The organism is Mycolicibacterium wolinskyi str. Jessa 2025 (assembly GCF_049241375.1).
Taxonomy (GTDB): Bacteria; Actinomycetota; Actinomycetes; order Mycobacteriales; family Mycobacteriaceae; genus Mycobacterium; species Mycobacterium wolinskyi.
On record NZ_CP185960.1, the window covers coordinates 4871426 to 4891320 of the forward strand.

Below are 19895 nucleotides of genomic sequence, written 5' to 3' on the forward strand. Positions count from 1 at the left end.
TGTGAGGTTCGTCACCCTCAGTTGTCGTGGAACACCACGTTCGCCTCAACCGGATTTCGGGGGATGTCGAGGTGGTTGGCGGCGAAGTCCGGGTCGGGATAGCCGATCGACACCCCGCACAGCACGGTCAACTCGTCGGGAATCTCCAGTACGTCGTGCAGCACGTCAGGGCACATCGCAATCGAGACCTGCACGCAGCTGCCGATACCGCGCTCGGTCAGCGCCAACAGAAACGTCTGGAGAAACATGCCGACGCCGATCGCGTCGGCAGGGCCCAGATCGCGGTGCATGCACACCGCCCCGGCCAGTGGAGCCCCGAAGAATTCCCAGTTTCGTAGCTGTGCCTGCCAGCGTGCGGCGGCGTCGGCACGCGCGATACCCATCGACCCGTAGACGAGCGCGCCAAGCTCCGCACGCAGGTGGTTGAAACTGGCAGGCAACCCCAGCGACTGCGGGCGCCGTGCCCGCACCTCGGCCGACAGCGCCTTGACCAGGCGGTCCCGCCGTGCCCCTGCCGCGAAGAACACCCGCCACGGCTGCACATTGGAGTTGGACGGCGCCCGCATCGCGAGTGCGAGCGCCTCCTCGACCAGCTCGCGCGGCACCGGCCGGTCCGGGAGAAATCTCCGGATCGACCGGCGCGCGCGGACTACCTCGTCGAGCTCCATGTCACCGTGCGGCGATCCAGTCCGCGAAGCGAATGCCGGCAAGCTTGCCGTCGTCACCGGTGACGAGGCTGTTGTCGTCGACGGACGTGCCGAAATAGGTGGCGTTCGGGTCCACGACGACGGGCTTGTCGTCGCCCTGCTTGTCCAGGACCGTCTGAGCCATCTCGGCGAACGAAAGCTTCTCCGGCCCACCGATGTTCACCACGCCATTGATCGCAGCGGTCTGTGCGGCCCTGGCCACCTCGGCAGCGACCTCGGGGGCGGCGATGAGCTGGATCCGCGCGTCGGGAACCCGCACCTCGTCGCCGACGACGAGCGATCCCGTGATCGCTTCGGCGAATTCATGGAACTGTGTTGCCCGCACGATCGTGTAGGGCAGCCCCGAGGCGACGATGGCCTTCTCCTGGGCAACCTTGGCGCGCATATAGCCGCTCGCGGGCAGTTCGTCGGCGTTCACGATGGACAGCGCCACATAGTGTCCGACGCCGGTGGCCTTGGCCGCCTCGACGAGGTTGCGGGTCGACGTCGTGAAGAAGTCCATCACCGGGTCGTCGGCGAACGACGGTGAATTGACCACGTCGACGAGTACCTCGGCCCCGTCGAGCGCTTCCTTGAGCCCGTCACCGGTCAGGACATCGGCCCCCGATTGCCGCGATGCGGCGACGACGTCATAGCCGGACTCGGTGAGCAGTTCCACCACCTTCGAACCGATCTGACCGGTAGCGCCGAAAACTGTGATCTTCATGTGCGGGTGCCTTCCTCGGTGTGCTTGTTGCCTGAAACCACACTGGCACTCGAGGGTCCGGCCATGAACCCCGGAAAGTCCGTAGTTTCCGGCGAAAACCAAGGGGCTGCGCACAACGCAAAACCCCGGCGCACCAGGTGCACCGGAGTCTTGTCGAACTGCTGTGACGCGTCAGCCCTTGCGAGCCTTGACGGCCTCGGTCAGCTGCGGGGTGACCTTGAACAGGTCACCGACGATGCCGAGGTCGGCGATCTCGAAGATCGGCGCCTCTTCGTCCTTGTTCACCGCGATGATCGTCTTCGACGTCTGCATACCGGCGCGGTGCTGGATCGCACCGGAGATGCCCAACGCGATGTACAGCTGCGGCGAGACGGTCTTGCCGGTCTGGCCGACCTGGAACTGGCCCGGGTAGTAGCCCGAGTCGACCGCGGCGCGCGAGGCACCGACGGCGCCGCCGAGCGAGTCGGCCAGCTCCTCGACGACCGAGAAGTTGTCGGCACTGCCGACACCGCGGCCACCGGCGACCACGACCGTGGCCTCGGTGAGCTCCGGGCGGTCGCCGGCCACGGCGGGCTCGCGCTTGGTGATCTTGGTCGCCGTCTCGGCCTGGGCCGGGACCTCGACGTTGACGACCTCGCCTGCACCGTCGGCCGGGGCGGCCTCGACCGAGCCCGGACGCACGGTGATCACCGGGGTGTCGCTGGTGACCTGAGCCTCGACGGTGAACGCGCCACCGAAGATGCTGTGGACACCCACCGCACCCTCCTTGACGTCGACGACGTCGACCAGCAGGCCCGAGCCGATGCGGGCGGCCAGACGTCCGGCGATCTCCTTGCCGTCCGCGCTGGCAGCGATCAGCACGCCCGCAGGCGCGGCCGACTCGGCCAGCCCGGCCAGCACGTCCACGACGGGGGTGATCAGGTAGTTCTCGACGTCATCGGACTCGGCGACATAGATCTTGGCCGCGCCGGCAGCCTTCAGTCCGTCGGTGAGCGACGCCGCCGAGCCCGGCTTGCCCACCACAACAGCGGCAGGCTCACCCAGCACCCGGGCGGCGGTAAGCAGTTCGGCGCTGACCTTTTTCAGTGCGCCATCGGCGTGCTCGACGAGCACAAGTACTTCAGCCATGGGTTCTCGTTATGTCTTTCGCGTCTCGTGAATGGGCTAGATGAGCTTTTGAGCGACCAGGTAGTCGGCGATCTTGGTGCCGCCGTCGCCTTCGTCGGTCACCTTCTCGCCAGCCGTCTTCGGCGGCTTCGGGGTCGAGGACAGCACCTTCGACCCGGCGTTGGCGACACCGACCTCGTCGGCCTCGACACCGATCTCAGCAAGCGTGAGCACGGTGACTTCCTTCTTCTTGGCGGCCATGATGCCTTTGAAGGACGGGAAGCGAGGCTCGTTGATCTTCTCGTTGACGCTGACCACGGCCGGCAGCGACGCCTCGAGGGTGAACACACCCTCGTCGGTCTCGCGCTCGGCGGTGACCTTGCCACCCTCGACGTTCAGCTTGCGCACGTGCGTGAGCTGGGGCAGGCCCAGGTACTCGGCGATGACCGCGGGAACCGCGCCGCCGACACCGTCGGTGGCCTCGTTACCGGCGATGACCAGCTCGGTGCCCTCGATGGTGCCCAGCGCGCGGGCGAGCGCCCATGCGGTCTGGATGACATCGGAGCCGTGCAGGCCGTCGTCCTTGAGGTGCACCGCCTTGTCGGCACCCATCGACAGGGCCTTGCGGATCGCCTCGGTGGCACGCTCCGGACCGGCGGTCAGCACGGTCACGGTGCTGTCGCCGCCCTCCCGCTCCTTGATCAACAGTGCCTCTTCAACGGCACGTTCGTTGATCTCGTCGAGCACGGCGTCCGCAGCCTCACGGTCGAGGGTGAAATCGCCGTCGGAAAGCTTGCGCTCCGACCAAGTGTCTGGGACCTGTTTGATCAGGACCACGATGTTCGTCATGACTCTGGTTCGTCCTCCTCGATGAGGCCGGTAACCGGCCCATATCACGTTCTAAGCTACTAGCACCATGTTACCCGTCGGTAACTTTTGGTGGTTCGCAGGAACACCATAGCTGGTCGAAGTTCGTATTCCGGGCGCCCCTATCACACCGCCACAGCGGGCAAGTGTTGGTGGATCCGCCACCAACACCTTCACCTTGGGTAAGCCTGGGTTAGCCTGCCTTCCAATGAGCGCATTCGTGGGCGACCCGGGGAACGCCCTACCCCTGACCGGCGAGCGAACCATCCCCGGCCTGGCCGAGGAGAACTACTGGTTCCGTCGTCACGAAGTGGTCTACCAACGGCTGGCTGACCGCTGCATCGACCGGGATGTCCTGGAAGCCGGATGCGGCGAGGGATACGGGGCCGACCTGATCGCCGATGTGGCCCGAAATGTCATCGGTCTCGACTACGACGAGGCAACGGTCGCCCATGTGCGGGCCCGCTATCCGCGGGTCGACATCCGCCACGGAAACCTCGCCGAGCTGCCGCTCGCCGACAACTCGGTCGACGTGGTGGTGAACTTCCAGGTCATCGAACACCTTTGGGACCAAGCGCAATTCGTTGCCGAGTGCTACCGCGTGCTTCGGCCGGGCGGCGTGTTCTTGGTCTCAACGCCCAACCGCATCACCTTCTCCCCCGGCCGCGACACGCCGCTCAACCCGTTCCACACGCGCGAACTCAACGCCGCCGAGCTGACCGAACTGCTGGTGACGGCCGGGTTCACGCTCGAATCGATGCTCGGTGTCTTTCACGGCGCCGCTCTGACCGTGATGGACGAGCGCCACGGCGGTTCGATCATCGAGGCACAGGTGCAGCGCGCGGTGGCCGATGCGCCGTGGCCCGACCAACTGCTCGCCGACGTCGCCGCGGTGCGTACCGACGACTTCGACCTCACGCCCGCCGGTGAGCGGAACATCGACGACAGCCTCGACCTCGTCGCGATCGCGGTGCGACCGTGACCGAGCCGTCGAACCCCGATCCGGTCCCCGGATTATTCACGCTCGTACTGCACACGCATCTGCCGTGGCTGGCCCATCACGGCCGCTGGCCGGTCGGGGAAGAATGGCTCTACCAGTCATGGGCGGCGGCCTACCTGCCGCTGCTGCGGGTGTTGCGCACGCTGGCCGCCGAGAATCGCAGGCACTTGATCACGCTGGGCATGACGCCGGTCGTGACCGCACAGCTCGACGACCCGTACTGCCTGACCGGCATGCATCACTGGCTGGCCAACTGGCAGCTGCGGGCACTCGAGGCCACCACGCTGCGTGACCCGAAAGCGTTGCGCGAGTTCGGCGCTCGCGAATACGACGAGGCCGGTTCCGCACTCGAGGATTTCACCGGCCGCTGGCGGCACGGCGCCAGCCCGCTGCTGCGCGAGCTCATCGACGCCGAGGCCATCGAACTCCTCGGCGGCCCGTTGTCTCACCCGTTCCAGCCGCTGCTCAATCCGCGGCTTCGCGAGTTCGCGCTGCGGGAAGGGCTGGCCGACGCCCAGCAGCGTTTCGCGCACACCCCAAATGGCATCTGGGCGCCCGAGTGTGCGTATGCGCCGGGTATGGAAACCGGTTATGCCGCAGCGGGTGTCGGCCATTTCATGGTGGACGGTCCGTCACTGCACGGCGATACGGCGCTTGGGCGCCCGGTCGGTGATTCCGATGTCATCGCATTCGGCCGTGACCTGCAGGTCAGCTACCGCGTGTGGTCACCGAAGTCGGGGTATCCGGGCCATGCCGCCTACCGTGATTTCCACACCTACGACCACACGACGGGCCTCAAACCCGCACGTGTCACGGGACGCAATGTGCCCTCCGAGGAGAAGGCACCCTACGACCCGCAACGCGCCGACCGCGCCGTCGACGACCACGTCGCCGATTTCGTCGAGGTCGTGCGCAGGCGGCTCACGGCGGAAAGCGAACGGATCGGCAGGCCCGCCCACGTGGTCGCCGCATTCGACACCGAGTTGTTCGGCCATTGGTGGTACGAGGGCCCGGTCTGGCTGGAGCGCGTGCTGCGGGCACTGCCCGAGGCCGGGGTGCGGGTCGGCACGCTGTCGGATGCCATCGATGACGGATTCGTCGGCGCCCCAGTCGAATTGCCGCCCAGCTCATGGGGTTCGGGTAAAGACTGGCAAGTCTGGAACGGCGAGCCGGTGAGCGATCTCGTGCAGCTCAACAACGAAGTCGTCGACAGCGCGCTCAGCACCGTCGACAAAGCCCTGACGCAGCACGCCGCGATCGGGTCGCCCACCCCGCGTGACCGCGTCGCCGACCAGATCCTGCGCGAAACCCTCCTGACCGTTTCCAGCGACTGGCCGTTCATGGTCAGCAAGGATTCGGCGGCCGACTACGCGCGCTACCGCGCGCACCTGCACGCCCACGCCACCCGCGAGATTTCCGACGCGCTCGCGGCCGGCCGCCGCGAGCACGCCGAGCGCCTCGCCGACGGCTGGAACAAAGCCGACGGCCTGTTCGGCGCCCTCGACGCCCGGCGGCTGCCGAGATAATGACCACCTCTCCCCACCCCCGCTCCGCGAGCGACCGTGTCTGTACACCGACACGCCGCAAAATCCTGGCATTCTGCGGTCGCTCGCACCGGCTCAAAGGCACGCAATTGTGAAAATCCTGATGGTGTCATGGGAGTACCCGCCCGTTGTGGTCGGCGGCCTCGGCCGTCACGTGCATCACCTGGCGACCGCGCTCGCGGCCGACGGCCATGAGGTCGTCGTGCTCAGCCGCCGCCCCTCCGGCACCGACCCGAGCACGCACCCGTCGACCGACGAGGTCAGCGAGGGCGTCCGCGTCGTCGCGGCCGCGCAGGATCCGCACGAGTTCGAGTTCGGCACCGACATGATGGCCTGGACGCTCGCGATGGGCCACGCCATGGTGCGCACCGGCCTGGCGGTCCGGGACCGTTCAGGCAATCCATGGCTGCCCGATGTGGTGCACGCCCACGACTGGCTCGTCGCCCACCCCGCCATCGCGTTGGCCGAATTCTTCGATGTACCACTGGTTTCCACGATCCACGCGACCGAGGCCGGCAGACATTCCGGCTGGGTCTCCGGCCCGATCAGCCGTCAGGTGCATGCCGTCGAGTCGTGGCTGGTGCGTGAATCCGATTCGCTCATAACCTGTTCGGCCTCGATGAACGACGAAATCACCGAGCTCTTCGGTCCCGACCTCGCCGAGATCCGCGTGATCCGCAACGGGATCGACGCCGAGCTCTGGCCGTTCGCGCGACGGAAACCCCGGCAGGGCCCGGCCCAGCTGCTCTACGTCGGTCGGCTGGAGTACGAAAAAGGCGTGCACGACGCGATCGCGGCGCTTCCCCGGATCCGCCGGGCCCACCCCGGCACCACGCTGACCATCGCCGGCGACGGCACACAGCAGCAGTGGCTCATCGAGCAAGCCCGAAAAAACAAGGTGGTCAAGGCTACTCGCTTCGTCGGGCGTCTCGGCCACGACGATTTGGTACGGGCGCTGCAGGAGGCCGACGCGGCCGTCCTCCCCAGTCACTACGAGCCGTTCGGCATCGTCGCACTCGAGGCAGCGGCGACCGGAACCCCGCTCGTCACCTCCAACGTCGGCGGGCTCGGCGAGGCAGTGATCGACGGCCAGACCGGGATGTCATTCGCGCCAAGGGATGTGGCCGGATTGGCCGCTGCCGTGCGCGCGGTGCTCGACGACCCCGACGCGGCACAACGGCGCGCGGTGGCGGCACGGGAACGGCTCACCGCAGACTTCGACTGGCACACCGTCGCAGCCGAGACCTCGCAGGTGTACCTCGCGGCCAAACGCCGCGAACGCGAACCCCATCCCCGACGCCCGATCGTCGAGCACGCACTGCCCGACCGCTGAAACACTTCGACCGGCGTCGAATCATTCCACGCCTAGCGTGCGGGTATGGCACTCACGCGTTCCCAGATTCTCACTCTGATCGCGGCCTACCTCGGGCTTTTCGTCGGCCTCGTCGACGCGAACGCGGTCAACCTGGCACTGCCCGCGATCGGGACAGAGCTCGGCGGCGGGGTATCCGCTGCGCAATGGACCATCGACGCCTACAACGTGACGTTCGCCGCGCTGCTGCTCGCCGCGGGTTCGCTCGGTGACCGATTCGGCAGGCGCCGGTTGTTGCGTATCGGCCTGGTGACCTTCGTCGCCGCCTCCCTGGCCTGCGCCCTTGCCGCGACGACGCCATTCTTGTTGGCCGCCAGAGCCGTTCAGGGCGTCGGGGCCGCGATGATGCTGCCGCAGGGTTTGGCCATCACGGCGGCCGCGTTCCCACATCCCGCGGACCGGGCCAGGTCGACCGCAGCTTGGGCGATGGCCGCCGCGAGCAGCACCGCGATCGGACCGCTGCTCGGCGGTGTCCTCGCCGACACCGCCGGCTGGCGCTGGATCTTCTGGCTCAACGCGCCGGTGGGCGTGCTCGCGTTGCTGCTGAGCTACCGTCACCTGCCGGAATCCCGAGATCCGGCCGCCGCTCACATCGACCCGGCGGGACAACTGCTCGCGATGCTGGCCCTCGGCTCGCTGACCGTCGCTCTCATCGAAGGACGCGCGTGGCCGCCGGACCGGATCGCTGCGGTCGCGATCGTGGCGGCGCTCGCGATCGCGGGGTTCCTCCTGCGGCAGCGCCGCAGCCGAAACCCGATGCTGCCGCTGGACATGTTCGGCAGCCGTCGGCTTGTTGCGGCGTTGCTCGCGACATTCGTCATGACGTTCGGTATCTACGGGCTGCTGCTCGTCAACACCTTTGCCTTCCAACAACTTCGCGGCCTCAGTGCGCTGGCGACCGCGGTCTGGTTCCTTCCGATGCCGGTGACCTACCTGCTGCTGATCCCGACGGCGACCAGCCTGACCAGAAGAACCAGCCCGCGCACCGCGATGACCATGGGCCTGGTGCTCATGGCCGGCGGCCTGCTGCTCTATGCCGCGGCAGGCGCCACATCGCCGATCTGGCTGCTGGAAGCGTCGTTCGTCCTTGCCGGGGCGGGTTTGGCACTGACCACCGGTCCGGCCGTCGCGCTCGCGATGGAGGCGACGCCGGCGCGGCGGTCCGGGATGGCAGCGAGCGTGGTGAATCTTGCCCGGCTGCTGGGTATCACTGTCGGTGTGGCGGTGTTGGGTAGCACCATGGCGGCGATCGGCGGCGACGCAGGCGTGCGCGCTGCGTTGCTGCTCGGCGGGCTGTGCCAGCTGGCTGCCGCGATCGCGGTGACGGCGATGGTCCGCACGCGCGAAACGGAGGCATGCCGTGTATGAGGCGCACGAACTACCGTCGGCGGCCGACATCGACATCGCGGCAGTGGCCGCGCTGCTGGCCGATCCGGCCAGATGCAAAGTGCTGCTCGCCCTCGACGACGGTCGTGCCCTGCCCGCGAGCGTCCTCGCCGACGAGGCAGGCGTCAGCCGGCCCACCGCAAGCAGTCACCTGCACAAACTCACCGATGCCGGCCTGCTCTCGGTCCAGACCCACGGCCGCCACCGCTACTACCGGCTGGCCGGTCCAGAGGTCGGCGCGCTGCTCGAGCAACTCGGCAGACTCGCCCCGGCACGCCCGGTGACCTCGTTGCGCGAAGGCACCAGGGCGGCGCGGTTGCGCAGCGCGAGAACCTGTTACGACCACATCGCGGGACGGCTGGGGGTGCAGATCATGGGCAGCCTCATCGACCGGGAGGTCCTCGTCGGCGGCGACGGCCGCTACCACCCCGAACGCGATATGCACGACGCGCTCAGCAGCCCCGGCCACGACGTCGAGTACGCCCTCACCGCGACCGGACGAGACTTTCTCACCGACATCGGCATCGAATTGCCCTCGGGCCGAAGACCACTCGTCCGGTACTGCGTCGACTGGACCGAACAGCGCCATCACCTGTCGGGCCGGCTCGGCCGGGCCGTGCTCGACCGAAGCCTGTCGGCCGGTTGGCTCAAGCGCGCACCGCGCGGCCGGGCACTCACGGTCACCGACCCGGGGCGCACCGCCTTCAGCGAAACATTCGGTATCGAGTGCTGACTACAGCGGCAACGAAAGCACCGACACGGCAATGAGAATCAGCACGGCCGCCGTCACCGCGTGCACCTCAACGGTGGCCGCCAGTCGTTTCGGCAGCGGGTCACGGGTAAGCAGGCGCTGCCTGCGGACCCCGACCAGATAGGTGAGCAGCGAGATCACCACCGCCACGCCCGCCGCGACCAATCCGAAGCCGGCCCGATGGTCCTGGATGTCGTGCAGCATGTGCACCGCCCCGGTGCCGAGCACGGCGAACGACGTCCGCGTCCAGGACAACGCCGTGCGCTGTGCAGGCAGGGTCTGCTCGAAGGTCCTCAACCCGAGACCAGCCTTACCACCGCGGCGATCAGGACCAGCAGGCCGATCACACACAATCCCACCGCGAGATAGCCCGGAGTGGGATGGCGTGGCAGCGCAGTGCCTGCCCGCATCGCGCGATCGACCTGGCGCCAGCGCCACAGCCCGACCGCGGCGGTCGCCGTCGCCAGCATTGTCAGCACCAACCCCAGAATGTGGCGGGCGCCGGGCAGGCCCAGGTCCGGAACGAACTGGATGACCGCCACCGCGGCCGCAAGCAGCCCCAGCGAAGTGCGCTGCCAGGCCAGGAATGTCCGCTCGTTGGCGAGCGTGAAGCGGTAGTCAGGCTCGTCGTCGGGCTCTGGGGTCTGGCCGGACTGCTGCACCGCTGAGAGCTTAGTTGCTCGCCGCCTTCTTGCGTTCGATGTCGGCCAGCGCCGCAGCGAGTTCGGCGCGCTCCGCTGCCGACGTCTCCCACGCCAGCTTGCGGTTCTTGACGACCTTGGCGGGCGATCCGACCGCGATCGAGTGATCCGGGATGTCGCCCTTGACCACCGCGTGCGCGCCGAGCACGCAACCTCGCCCGACCGTCGTGCCCCGCAGCACCGTCACCTTGGCGGCGATCCAGGTGTCCGGGCCGATGCGCACCGGGCTCTTGATGATGCCCTGGTCTTTGATCGGAACGTTGATGTCGTCCATCTTGTGGTCGAAGTCGCAGACGTAGCACCAGTCGGCCATCAGCGCCGAGTCACCGAGCTCGATGTCGAGATAGGTGTTGATGACATTGTCGCGGCCGAGCACCACCTTGTCGCCGATCCGCAGCGAACCCTCATGGCAGCGGATGGTGTTCTTGTCGCCGATGTGCACCCAGCGGCCGATCTCCATCTGAGCCAGCTCCGGGGTGCACTGGATCTCCACGCCTTTACCGAGGAACACCATGCCGCGGGTGATGATGTGCGGGTTGGCCAACTTGAATTTCAGCAACCGCCAATACCGCACCAGGTACCACGGGGTGAACGCACGGTTGGCGATGACCCACTTCAGCGATGCCATCGTGAGAAAGTCGGCCTGGCGCGGGTCGCGCAGCCGGGACCCACGCCACCTTTTGTGAATCGGTGCGCCCCACATCGTCGTCATGGCCGGAAAGCCTACGCGAGCGCAGCCGGGCCGACGGGTTACCCTCACGTGGTCGATCCATGCGGCCCAGTCCGGCTTCCCGACGAAAGGACACCGTGATCCGGCGATACCTTGCGCTGGCGGTAGCTGCGCTGCTCACGGGCCTGCTCGCCGGTTGTGAGAACACCGATTCCTGGGTCGAGGCGCACGCCGCGTCAGGATGGGCGGCGCAGTACGGAGACGCCGCCAACAGCAGCTTCACGGCGACCCCGGGCGCCGACAATCTGCGCCTCGAGTGGAGCCGGTCGGCAAAGGGTGACATGGCCGCGCAGGTGGCACTCGGCTCAGGCCAGTACCTCGCGGTCAACGCGCAGAGTGCGGGCGGTTGCTCGCTGATGGTCTGGGAAGCCGACAACAACGCCCGGCAACGCTGGTGCACACGTCTGGTGCAGGGCGGCGGTTGGTCGAGCCCGCTTTTCGACGGCTTCGACAACGTGTACGTCGGCCAGCCCGGCGCGATGCTGTCCTTCCCGCCCACCCAGTGGATCCGGTGGCGCCAGCCGGTGATCGGCATGCCGACGACACCGAGGATTCTCACCGACGGCCAACTGTTGGTGATCACCCATCTCGGTCAGGTCCTGGTGTTCGACGCGCATCGCGGAACGGTCGAGGGCACACCGCTGGACCTCGTGTCGGGCGTCGACCCGACCGATCCGCAGCGCGGCCTGGGCGACTGCCAGCTGGCGCGGTCCCGTTGCCCGGTGGCGGCCGCACCGGCGTTCTCCGCCGCGAGCAGCACCATCGTGCTGACGTTGTGGGAACCAGGAGCGGAAGCGCCCGTTTTGGTCGGGCTGAAGTACCGGCCCGGTCAGACGCCGCTGCTGGCGCGCGAGTGGACCAGCGATGCCGTGGGCCGGGGTCCGTTCGCCAGCCCGGTGCTTTCCGCGGATGGCGCGACGGCCTACGTCAACGGACGTGACGAACAGTTGTGGGCGATCAACACCGCCGACGGTTCGGCGAAATGGTCGGTGCCCCTGGACTATCTAGCTCAAACTCCGCCGTCCGTGTCTCCCGACGGATTGATCGTGGCGGGCGGCGGACCGGACGCGAAACTCATGGCCGTGCGAGACGAGGGCGACCGCGGCGAAGTGGTGTGGACGCGCGACGACGTCACACCGCTGTCCACGTCGAGCCGCTCGGGCGGTGTCGGTTACACCGTGGCCCGCGAGGGCGGACACGGCCAGGCGCTGCTGGTGTTCGACAGCGCCGATGGACGCACGATCAACACCTATGCCCTGCCCGAGGCCACGGGCTGGCCGGTCGGCGTCTCGATCGCCCACGACCGCCGCGTCGTCACCGCCACGAGCGACGGCCAGGTGTACGGCTTCGCGCCCGCCTAAGCAAGCATCGGCGCCAGCGCGGAGCGTGGCACCGATGCCTGGGTGGCTCCGGCCGCTTCGGAGAGCAGTTCGCCCTGACCGAAGAAGAAGATCACCGAGTCGTCGGTGATCGCGAAGTTCTGATAGTGCGTGGGGTCCAACCCGACGGACTGCGGTATCGCCTGTTCGACGCCCGACTGCTTCTGCAGTTCGCGCTGCACGATCGGGAAGATGACGTCGAGCGGCCTGGTGCCGGGCTTGAACAGCCGGTCGAACGTGATCGGCGCGCGGGTCAGCAGGTCGTAGTTGAACGCCTTGTACCACGTCTGCGGGTGAGCGCCGCCGACGTTCTGATACACCTCGAACACCAGGCTCTGGGTGCGCGGCGGCAGCCCGGGCGCGCCGGACGTGTAGGCAGTTCCCCTGGCGTCCAACACGTACGGCTGGTCACGGGAACCGGGCATGTCCGAGACGTTCACGAAGCCATCGCGGGTCTGGATCAGGTAGCCGGTGATGGCCTGCTGATCGGGGTAGCCCTCGGGGAACGTGTAGTCCAGCGTGTAGGCGGCGTTGGCGGTATGCACCTGGCACACCTGATCCTGGTCAACCGTGCCGCCGAGTTCGGCGCATGCGGTCTGGGCGGCCGCCGTCGGCAAGCCGCCCCAGCCTCCGAGCAGACCGGCCGCGATCAGCGCCAGCACAGGGGGAATTCGCATCCTCAGTCGTCCTCGTAAGGGGTCAGGTCACGCCGGACACCGGCGCATCGGATTCAAGCCTACTGGCGGGTCACCAGGACGGCCGACAAATGAATGCCGTTGCCCGACTGGCGGCCCCGGATCCCAGCCGGGCGATGACGACCGCGAGGCGCTCGTGACCCCGCAGCCGCAGCCGCGCCCTCAGCGCGTCGGGGTCGACGTCGACCCCGCGGACCAGGATCTCGACCGCGCCCACCGACCGGGCTGCGAGCGCCGTCCGCAGCCGCCGCTCGTGGTAGCCGAGCTGTTCGAGCACCTCGAACCCGCGCACCCCGTCCGGCAACCGGTCACCGGACAGGTAGGCGATATCGGGATCGAGTTGCCACAACCCGTGCCGTGCCGCGTAGTGCCGCACGAGTCCGGCCCGCACGACCGCTCCGTCGGGATCGACGATCCAGCGACCGGCGGGGGCGACCGGACAGTCATCGGGTTCGACGTCGGTGATGTGCTCGCCACGGTCGAGCACGGTGGCCCGTCGCCGTACGCCGGATTCGGTGAGCCCCGAAGACCACAGGCACGCTTCGCGCACTCCCCCACCTGAGGAGGTCACTTCGATCTCACCGGCGAACCCCAATTGCTCGACTTGATCGAAATCGATTCCGGGAGCGCACTTTACAACCATGTCTCGATCTCGGTACGTCTCGAGGACGGCGTCGAGGGCCGGGGTGTAGGCACGTGGGTCGAACCGGCGCCGCCCACCCTGGCGCCGGGCGGGGTCGACAATCACGACCGCGTCGCGGGTGATGGGCCGCAATGCGTCGGCGCGGCACAGGTCCACGCCACCGACGTTGTTGGCAGCCATCGCCAGGCGCACCGGATCGATGTCGCTGCCCACCAGTTGCTCGGCCGTATCCCTCAGCGCCACAAGCTCACTGCCGATCGAACACGTCGCGTCGTGCACACGCGCACCACGCAACCGGGCAGCCCGGTGGGCGGCCACCGGCGCCGCGGTGGCCTGCTGCAGCGCCTCGTCGGTGAACAACCAGTCCGACGGGTCGTCGAACTTGGCCGCCGCGCGTCGGCGCAGTTGGACGGTCTCGACGAGCACCGCGGCGCGGTCACCGAATTGTGTTCGCAGCGAGGCGATGTCGCTCACCAACGTGGCCCCGGTCAGCGGGTGGCCGGCGACCTGCCGCAACGCGTGCCTACCCGCCTCCGAACGCAGGAACGCGACCGCGTCGCTGTCGAACGCTACGACGGCTTGACTCCGGTGACCATCACGTTGTAGAACCAGCCCTTGGGAACCACGCGGCGCCACACGTTGGCATCCACCCAACTGAGCGTGGTCCAACTGTTGAACGCGAACTTCGCCCAGCCCCAGCCCAGTCGTCCGGGCGGCACGGCCGCCTCGAACGTGCGAACGGGCCAGCCCAGCATGGCGGCGGTGAATTCCTCACTCGCCGTGCGGACCTCGACCGCACCGGCGTTGGTGGCCATGCGCTCCAGATCGGCGGGATCGAACGTGTGCAGGTCGACGACGGCCTCGAGCGCGGCGGCCCGCGACGACTCGTCGAGCTCAGCCTGCGGGCGGCGCCAACCGTTCAGCCAAGGCAGCTTGGTGAGATTCGTGGTGGCGTGCCACGTCAATGTGGACAGCTCACGCGCGTAGCGGTTGCCGACGGTCGTCGGCTCGCCGGCGAATACGAAACGACCGCCCGGTTTGAGGATGCGGACGACCTCGCGCAGCGACAGCTCGACGTCGGGGATGTGGTGTAGCACAGCATGGCCGACGACGAGATCGAACGTGTTGTCCTCGTACGGGATGCCCTCGGCGTCGGCGACGCGGCCGTCGATGTCCAGGCCCAGCGACTGTCCGTTGCGCGTGGCGACTTTGACCATGCCCGGCGACAGATCGGTCACCGAACCGCGCCGCGCGACCCCGGACTGGATGAGGTTGAGCAGGAAGAACCCGGTGCCGCACCCCAGTTCCAGCGCCCTGTCGTAGGGCAGGTTGCGCTGCTCCTCCTCGGGAACGATCGCGTCGAACCGGCCGCGGGCGTAGTCGATGCAGCGCTGGTCATAGGAGATCGACCACTTCTCGTCGTACGTCTCGGCCTCCCAGTCGTGGTAGAGGACCTGGGCGAGCTTGCTGTCATGCATCGCGGCCTCGACCTGTTCGGCCGTGGCGTGGGGGTTAGGAGCCGGCATGCCAGCCGCATCGACCGGCGCATCGAAGTCGGTGCCGGGTTCCTTCGTTTCCGTCATGAAGGGCAGCCTAACGGCCGTTGTCCAATGCGCGTCAGGGCCGGTCCACGACCCGGTCGACGGCGGCCTTTGCCGCGGCCAGCACATCGACAGGATGGTCGACGAAGCGTCGGGCCCACGCCAGGGCGGCGTCGAAGACGTGGTCGGGCGCCACCATCTCGTCGATCAGGCCCAACCCCAGGGCTTCCTCGGCACCGACGAAACGTCCGCTGAACACCAGCTCTTTGGCCTTGCTGGGCCCGATGGCGCCCGCAAGCCGCGTGCCGCCCCCACCGCGGGGCGCGAGGCCGGCCAGAATCTCGGTCGACCCGAATTTGACGTTGTCACCGCTCACGCGCCAATCCGCGGCGAGCGCCAACGTCAGCCCACTGCCAAGGGCATAGCCGGTGATGGCCGCCACGGTGGGTTTGGGGATCGCGGCCACGGCCTCGATGCAGCGTTGCAGCGCGTGGTCGGCCGCGGCCTCCTCCTCGACGTCGAGGGTGCGCAGTTCGGGCACGTCGTCGCCGGCACAGAAGATCTCATGGCCGCCGAACAGGATCACGGCGGCCACATCGGCGCGTTCGGCGAGTTCGGCGGCGGCCGACGAGATCTCCCGGTAGATCTGCCGCGTGAGGGCGTTGGTCGGCGGCCGCGACAGCAGCAAGGTCGCCACCCCGGCCTGCTCCGGCACGGCCCCGATCACGACGCTGACGAATTCGTTCACTGAGACGATTCCCCGGTCGCTTCGCTCCTGCCCGCCGGTGACCGGTGATTCCGCGCCGCGTTGTACCGCTCACTGTCGAAGAACTCGATCTCCCAGTTCCCGCCGCCGACCGCCAGGCTGGGCTCGATCGCCACGATCTTGCGCTCGACCGCGAGGACCTCGGCGACCGTACGGCCGTTCAGCGAGTCCAATTGGGTCCAGGTCGGCGGCAACAGGAAGCTGCGACCTGCCTCGAAGTCGTCGAGCCCCGCTTGCGGAGTGCTCCAGAACGCCTGGTCGCTCTCGGTGTTCTCGCCGTCGGCCCGCTGCCCCTCCGGCAGGGCGCCGACGAAGAAGTAGGTGTCGTAGCGACGTGTGCGTTCCTCTTTGGGCGTCACCCAGTTGGCCCACGGCCGCAGCAGATCGGCCCGCAGGACGAGCTTCTCGTCGCGCAGGAAGTCCGCGAACGACAACGAATGGTTGGCCAGGGCGGCCCGCGCGTCGCCGTACACCGAGGCGTCGCGGACGATTCCGTCGGGATCGTCGGCCGGGCCGGCGAACAGCACGCCCGACTCCTCGAACGTTTCCCGGGCGGCCGCACACACGAGCGCTTCGGCCAGGCCGACGTCGACGCCGAGCCGCTGAGCCCACCACGCCGGCTCCGGACCGAACCAGGCGATGTCGGCGTTGCGATCGCGATCGTCGACGCCACCGCCCGGGAACACCATGACACCGGCGACGAAATCCATCGCCGCATGCCTGCGCATCAAGAAAACTTTGATTCCCTCGGCCGTGTCACGGACCAACATCACCGTCGCGGCAGGCCGCGGCACCAATGGATCCGTACCGGCCGGGTCCTCGCGCAAGCGCTCATCGTTACTGGTCAATCTCGCCTCCTGTGCGCTGCGCGGCTTCTGACCCGACGCGCAAAGTACCGTCCGTCGATCACATCCAGGGCGATCGACTGGCCGAACGCCTTGGACAGGTTCTCTGCAGTCAACACGTCGGTCAACAGACCCGACGCAACGACCTTGCCTTCGGACAGAATCAGGCCGTGGGTGAACCCTAGTGGGATCTCCTCGACATGGTGGGTCACCAACACCATGGCCGGCGCGTCCGCGTCGGCGGCCAGGTCGGTCAATCTCGCCACGAGTTCCTCGCGCCCGCCGAGGTCGAGCCCGGCCGCGGGTTCATCGAGCAGCAGCAGTTCCGGATCGGTCATCAACGACCGAGCGATCAGCACGCGCTTGCGCTCGCCTTCGGACAACGTGCCGTAGGCACGCTCGGCGAGATGCTCGGCGCCCACGCTTTCGAGCATGTCGACGGCCTGCGCGTAGTCGACCTCTTCATAGCTCTCGCGCCACCGGCCGAGCACCGCGTATCCGGCCGACACCACGAGGTCGCGCACGATCTCGCCGTCGGGAATCCGTTGGGACAGAGCGGAACTGCTCAAGCCGACGCGGGAACGCAGCTCGGACATGTCGGTGCGGCCGAGCCGTTCACCGAGCACATAGGCGGTGCCCGAAGAGGGATGCTCCTGCGCTGCGGCGATGCGCAGCAGTGAGGTCTTGCCCGCGCCGTTCGGCCCGATGACCACCCAGCGTTCGTCGAGTTCAACCGCCCAGGTGACGGGCCCCACCAGGGTGTTGCCACCCCGGCGCAGCGTCACCCTGGCGAAGTCGATCAGCAGGTCTTCGTCGTGGAAACCGTCGGCTGCGTCTTCTCCGGTTGTGGGCACTCGCTCATCGTAGTGACGCGTTCCCGACGGGCTCGGTCGCCACCGCTGAAGTCGTGGAAAAGTATGCGACGTGGCATAAGTCGCAGAAACAGCTGCACGAGCGGTCCGATGCCGAACGCGTAGACGACCGTCCCGACGCCGACGGTGCCACCCAGAAGCCAGCCGATCACCAGCACGGTCGCCTCGATGGCGGTGCGAACCAACCGAACCGACAAACCGGTACGCGCGACGAGGCCGGTCATCAGACCGTCGCGCGGACCGGGTCCGAGGCCTGCGCCGATGTAGAGGACGGTGGCGACGGCATTGAGCACCACGGCGCCCACCATCATCGCGATGCGCGCCGGCATGGCCGACGGCGCCGGCAGCAGCGCGAGCGTCGCATCGACCGTGATGGCGATGACGATGACGTTGGCGACGGTGCCGATCCCCGGCCGGTTACGCAGCGGGATCCACGCCAACAACACGACCACCCCGACGACCGCCGAAGCGATGCCGATGGTCATCGGGGTGTGGCGGGTCAAGCCCTGATGGAAGACATCCCACGGGTCCAGGCCGAGTCCGGCGCGGACCATCATGCCCATCGAGAAGCCGTACCCGATCAGGCCAGTTATCAGCAGGGTCCCGCGAGTGATCGCGGCCCTCATGAATGGTGCTGGAAACGCAGCCGGATCAGCTCCAGCTCACGGCGCATGCGCTCTTCGTCGCGGTCCGCAAAGTCGAAGCTGCCGTTGAGGCCGGGCCACCTGAACGTATTCGCCAGGGATTCGGCCAGTCGAGAAAGCCAATTTGTTCGCATATCCCGATAATCTGGCGATCTGGCTTGCTCATCAATAGCCAGTTGGCGGATACTGGCATCATTATGAGTCCCGATATGGCTGCCAGAGCGCTCGATGTGGACCTTTTGGCCCGCGAACTAGGAAACTGGCGCACATCCAGTGTGAGTGGACCGGCCTATCTCGGCCTCGCGGACGCGATCCGGTTGCTCATCGTCGACGGCCGGGTTCCGGTCGGTTCGCGCCTGCCCAGCGAGCGAGCCCTGGCCGAGGCCCTGCGGGTATCGCGCACCACGGTCACCGCGGCGTTCGCCCAGCTGCGCGAGGACGGCTACCTCAACGCCCGCCGCGGCGCCCGCAGCACCACGGCGTTGCCGGTCCGCCCCCAGGTGCCCGCCGAGGCGGGCACCCCTACCGTGAACCTCGCCGCGGCAGCGCTCGCCGCACCGAGCAACCCGGTCCTCGAGGCGTTCGCCGAGGCCGCGAAAGACATCCCGCCCTATCTGCAGGAGCCCGGCCACGAGTTGATGGGCGTCAGCGCACTCCGCGCGGCGATCGCCGAAAGATATTGCGCCCGTGGCCTTCCCACCGACCCCAGCCAGATCATGGTGACCAGCGGCGCACAACACGCCATCGGCCTGATCCTCGCGACGCACACCCAGCCGGGCGATCGGGTGCTGGTCGAGCAACCCACCTATCACGGTGCGCTGTCGGCGATCTCAACTGCCGGCGCCCGCGCCGTGCCGGTCGCACTCACCGAGGAGGGGTGGGAGCTGGATGCCGTGCATGCCGCCGTGCGGCAACTTGCGCCCAGCCTGGCCTACTTCATTCCCGACAACCACAATCCGACCGGCTTCATCATGCCCCCGGAGGATCGAAAACGGTTGGGACAGATCATCTCCGACACGCGCACCCGAACCATCGTCGACGAATCGATCATCGACATGTGGATGGACGAGGCGCCGCCCGAGCCGCTCGCCGCGGCGGTGGGACGCCATGACCTGGTGCTCACGGTCGGCTCGATGTCGAAGTCGTTCTGGGGCGGCTTGCGGGTCGGCTGGATCCGCGCCGAGCGCGCCACGCTGGCGACCATAGCCGCCATCAGGCCCTCTGTTGACCTCGGAACGTCGATCCTCGAACAACTCGCCGCGGCAAGGCTGCTCGCCACGCGAGACGAGGTGCTGCCGGAACGCCGCGAGGTGATCCGCGCCCGTAGACAGTTCCTGGTCTCGCTGCTGGCGCGCGAACTGCCGGATTGGCAGCCGGGGCCCGGCCGCGGCGGTATGTCGCTGTGGGTCAAGCTACCCGCCCCGATGAGCACCGCGTTGGCGGCCGCGGCCTCGCGCATGGGTGTCGATCTGCCTGCGGGCCCCCGCTTCGGTGTGGACGGCACGCTGGAGCGCTTCGTCCGGTTGCCCTACGCGTTACCGGAACCGCAACTCGAAGAAGCCGTCGAACTCCTGGTCCGGGCCTGGCACAGCATAACCGGCACGGTCGAACCGCAGCAGCAGGCTTTGGTGGTGTAGCG

General features: G+C 67.9%; 21 protein-coding genes. 7 read left to right on the forward strand and 14 right to left on the reverse strand.

Annotation, left to right across the window (positions count from 1 at the left end; translation table 11 throughout):
* Window positions 1-17: 17 nt before the first annotated feature.
* The 4 genes from ACOI2T_RS24120 to ACOI2T_RS24135 form a co-directional block, all read right to left on the reverse strand.
* The gene (locus ACOI2T_RS24120; RefSeq protein ID WP_409505475.1) at window positions 18-668 is read right to left on the reverse strand and encodes a nitroreductase; all 651 of its coding nucleotides are present in this window, start codon (window positions 666-668) and stop codon (window positions 18-20) included.
* Window position 669: 1 nt separating this feature from the next.
* A complete protein-coding gene (locus ACOI2T_RS24125) occupies window positions 670-1413 on the reverse strand; it encodes an SDR family oxidoreductase (protein ID WP_067857340.1) in 744 nt (247 codons plus the stop codon).
* Between the two features lie 171 nt (window positions 1414-1584).
* Window positions 1585-2541, reverse strand: coding sequence for an electron transfer flavoprotein subunit alpha/FixB family protein (locus tag ACOI2T_RS24130; protein ID WP_067857337.1), 957 nt, complete (start codon window positions 2539-2541; stop codon window positions 1585-1587).
* Window positions 2542-2577: 36 nt separating this feature from the next.
* The gene (locus ACOI2T_RS24135) at window positions 2578-3369 is read right to left on the reverse strand and encodes an electron transfer flavoprotein subunit beta/FixA family protein (protein ID WP_085145221.1); all 792 of its coding nucleotides are present in this window, start codon (window positions 3367-3369) and stop codon (window positions 2578-2580) included.
* A 226-nt stretch (window positions 3370-3595) separates the two neighbouring features.
* Here ACOI2T_RS24135 and ACOI2T_RS24140 point away from each other — a divergent pair, with 226 nt between their 5' ends.
* The 5 genes from ACOI2T_RS24140 to ACOI2T_RS24160 all read left to right on the forward strand — a co-directional run bounded on the left by ACOI2T_RS24140 (window position 3596) and on the right by ACOI2T_RS24160 (window position 9422).
* Complete coding sequence (locus tag ACOI2T_RS24140; RefSeq protein WP_409505476.1) at window positions 3596-4369, forward strand: class I SAM-dependent methyltransferase; 774 nt, start codon at window positions 3596-3598, stop codon at window positions 4367-4369.
* Window positions 4366-5913: a 1,4-alpha-glucan branching protein domain-containing protein gene (locus ACOI2T_RS24145; RefSeq protein ID WP_409505477.1), complete on the forward strand. Its 1548-nt coding sequence runs from the start codon at window positions 4366-4368 to the stop codon at window positions 5911-5913. Before ACOI2T_RS24140 ends, ACOI2T_RS24145 begins: the two co-directional genes overlap by 4 nt.
* A gap of 109 nt (window positions 5914-6022) precedes the next feature.
* Entirely contained in the window at window positions 6023-7264 is a 1242-nt protein-coding gene (locus ACOI2T_RS24150) for a glycosyltransferase family 4 protein (protein ID WP_409505478.1), read from the forward strand.
* 45 nt (window positions 7265-7309) lie between these two features.
* Window positions 7310-8671 carry an MFS transporter gene (locus ACOI2T_RS24155; protein ID WP_409505479.1) on the forward strand — a complete coding sequence of 454 codons (1362 nt, stop codon included), beginning with the start codon at window positions 7310-7312 and terminating at the stop codon, window positions 8669-8671.
* On the forward strand, window positions 8664-9422 hold the full coding sequence (locus ACOI2T_RS24160) for an ArsR/SmtB family transcription factor (protein ID WP_409505480.1): 759 nt from the start codon (window positions 8664-8666) through the stop codon (window positions 9420-9422). The genes ACOI2T_RS24155 and ACOI2T_RS24160 overlap by 8 nt, the downstream gene beginning before the upstream one ends.
* On the opposite strand, the gene ACOI2T_RS24165 is transcribed toward ACOI2T_RS24160, so the two are convergent.
* From ACOI2T_RS24165 to ACOI2T_RS24175, 3 genes are read right to left on the reverse strand one after another with little or no spacing between them, the layout of a single operon-like run.
* Window positions 9423-9737 carry a DUF202 domain-containing protein gene (locus ACOI2T_RS24165; protein WP_409505481.1) on the reverse strand — a complete coding sequence of 105 codons (315 nt, stop codon included), beginning with the start codon at window positions 9735-9737 and terminating at the stop codon, window positions 9423-9425. It abuts the gene before it with no gap.
* On the reverse strand, window positions 9734-10102 hold the full coding sequence (locus tag ACOI2T_RS24170) for a YidH family protein (RefSeq protein ID WP_409505482.1): 369 nt from the start codon (window positions 10100-10102) through the stop codon (window positions 9734-9736). The genes ACOI2T_RS24165 and ACOI2T_RS24170 overlap by 4 nt, the downstream gene beginning before the upstream one ends.
* 10 nt (window positions 10103-10112) lie before the next feature.
* A complete protein-coding gene (locus ACOI2T_RS24175) occupies window positions 10113-10853 on the reverse strand; it encodes an acyltransferase (protein ID WP_409505483.1) in 741 nt (246 codons plus the stop codon).
* 95 nt (window positions 10854-10948) lie between these two features.
* Here ACOI2T_RS24175 and ACOI2T_RS24180 point away from each other — a divergent pair, with 95 nt between their 5' ends.
* Complete coding sequence (locus tag ACOI2T_RS24180; RefSeq protein WP_409505484.1) at window positions 10949-12232, forward strand: BamB-related PQQ repeat family beta-propellar protein; 1284 nt, start codon at window positions 10949-10951, stop codon at window positions 12230-12232.
* On the opposite strand, the gene ACOI2T_RS24185 is transcribed toward ACOI2T_RS24180, so the two are convergent.
* The 7 genes from ACOI2T_RS24185 to yczE form a co-directional block, all read right to left on the reverse strand.
* Window positions 12229-12927: an esterase gene (locus ACOI2T_RS24185; RefSeq protein ID WP_085145212.1), complete on the reverse strand. Its 699-nt coding sequence runs from the start codon at window positions 12925-12927 to the stop codon at window positions 12229-12231. The two genes, ACOI2T_RS24180 and ACOI2T_RS24185, sit on opposite strands and share 4 nt — an antisense overlap.
* Before the next feature lie 70 nt (window positions 12928-12997).
* Window positions 12998-14200, reverse strand: coding sequence for a THUMP-like domain-containing protein (locus ACOI2T_RS24190; RefSeq protein WP_409505548.1), 1203 nt, complete (start codon window positions 14198-14200; stop codon window positions 12998-13000).
* Window positions 14158-15114: a class I SAM-dependent methyltransferase gene (locus ACOI2T_RS24195; RefSeq protein WP_198539016.1), complete on the reverse strand. Its 957-nt coding sequence runs from the start codon at window positions 15112-15114 to the stop codon at window positions 14158-14160. The genes ACOI2T_RS24190 and ACOI2T_RS24195 overlap by 43 nt, the downstream gene beginning before the upstream one ends.
* Window positions 15115-15205: 91 nt before the next feature.
* Complete coding sequence (locus ACOI2T_RS24200) at window positions 15206-15877, reverse strand: enoyl-CoA hydratase (protein WP_067857288.1); 672 nt, start codon at window positions 15875-15877, stop codon at window positions 15206-15208.
* Complete coding sequence (locus tag ACOI2T_RS24205) at window positions 15874-16665, reverse strand: NUDIX hydrolase (RefSeq protein WP_409505549.1); 792 nt, start codon at window positions 16663-16665, stop codon at window positions 15874-15876. Before ACOI2T_RS24205 ends, ACOI2T_RS24200 begins: the two co-directional genes overlap by 4 nt.
* 74 nt (window positions 16666-16739) lie before the next feature.
* Window positions 16740-17594, reverse strand: a complete 855-nt coding sequence (locus tag ACOI2T_RS24210) for an ABC transporter ATP-binding protein (RefSeq protein ID WP_085145210.1) — start codon at window positions 17592-17594, stop codon at window positions 16740-16742.
* Entirely contained in the window at window positions 17540-18238 is a 699-nt protein-coding gene (gene yczE / locus ACOI2T_RS24215) for a membrane protein YczE (RefSeq protein ID WP_409505485.1), read from the reverse strand. The genes ACOI2T_RS24210 and yczE overlap by 55 nt, the downstream gene beginning before the upstream one ends.
* Window positions 18239-18453: 215 nt before the next feature.
* Here yczE and yczR point away from each other — a divergent pair, with 215 nt between their 5' ends.
* Window positions 18454-19893 (forward strand): MocR-like transcription factor YczR, encoded by a 1440-nt coding sequence (gene yczR, locus ACOI2T_RS24220; protein ID WP_409505486.1) that lies wholly within the window; start codon window positions 18454-18456, stop codon window positions 19891-19893.
* Window positions 19894-19895 lie beyond the last annotated feature (2 nt).

Excerpts from the sequence above, each read along its gene's own strand:
- ACOI2T_RS24120 (WP_409505475.1), bottom strand. The coding sequence starts at position 668 with ATGGAGCTCGACGAGGTAGTCCGCGCGCGCCGGTCGATCCGGAGATTT.
- ACOI2T_RS24125 (WP_067857340.1), bottom strand. The coding sequence starts at position 1,413 with ATGAAGATCACAGTTTTCGGCGCTACCGGTCAGATCGGTTCGAAGGTG.
- ACOI2T_RS24130 (WP_067857337.1), bottom strand. The coding sequence starts at position 2,541 with ATGGCTGAAGTACTTGTGCTCGTCGAGCACGCCGATGGCGCACTGAAA.
- ACOI2T_RS24135 (WP_085145221.1), bottom strand. The coding sequence starts at position 3,369 with ATGACGAACATCGTGGTCCTGATCAAACAGGTCCCAGACACTTGGTCG.
- ACOI2T_RS24140 (WP_409505476.1), top strand. The coding sequence starts at position 3,596 with ATGAGCGCATTCGTGGGCGACCCGGGGAACGCCCTACCCCTGACCGGC.
- ACOI2T_RS24155 (WP_409505479.1), top strand. The coding sequence starts at position 7,310 with ATGGCACTCACGCGTTCCCAGATTCTCACTCTGATCGCGGCCTACCTC.
- ACOI2T_RS24175 (WP_409505483.1), bottom strand. The coding sequence starts at position 10,853 with ATGACGACGATGTGGGGCGCACCGATTCACAAAAGGTGGCGTGGGTCC.
- ACOI2T_RS24185 (WP_085145212.1), bottom strand. The coding sequence starts at position 12,927 with ATGCGAATTCCCCCTGTGCTGGCGCTGATCGCGGCCGGTCTGCTCGGA.
- ACOI2T_RS24195 (WP_198539016.1), bottom strand. The coding sequence starts at position 15,114 with ATGCCGGCTCCTAACCCCCACGCCACGGCCGAACAGGTCGAGGCCGCG.
- ACOI2T_RS24205 (WP_409505549.1), bottom strand. The coding sequence starts at position 16,665 with ATGTTGGTCCGTGACACGGCCGAGGGAATCAAAGTTTTCTTGATGCGC.
- yczE (WP_409505485.1), bottom strand. The coding sequence starts at position 18,238 with ATGAGGGCCGCGATCACTCGCGGGACCCTGCTGATAACTGGCCTGATC.
- yczR (WP_409505486.1), top strand. The coding sequence starts at position 18,454 with ATGAGTCCCGATATGGCTGCCAGAGCGCTCGATGTGGACCTTTTGGCC.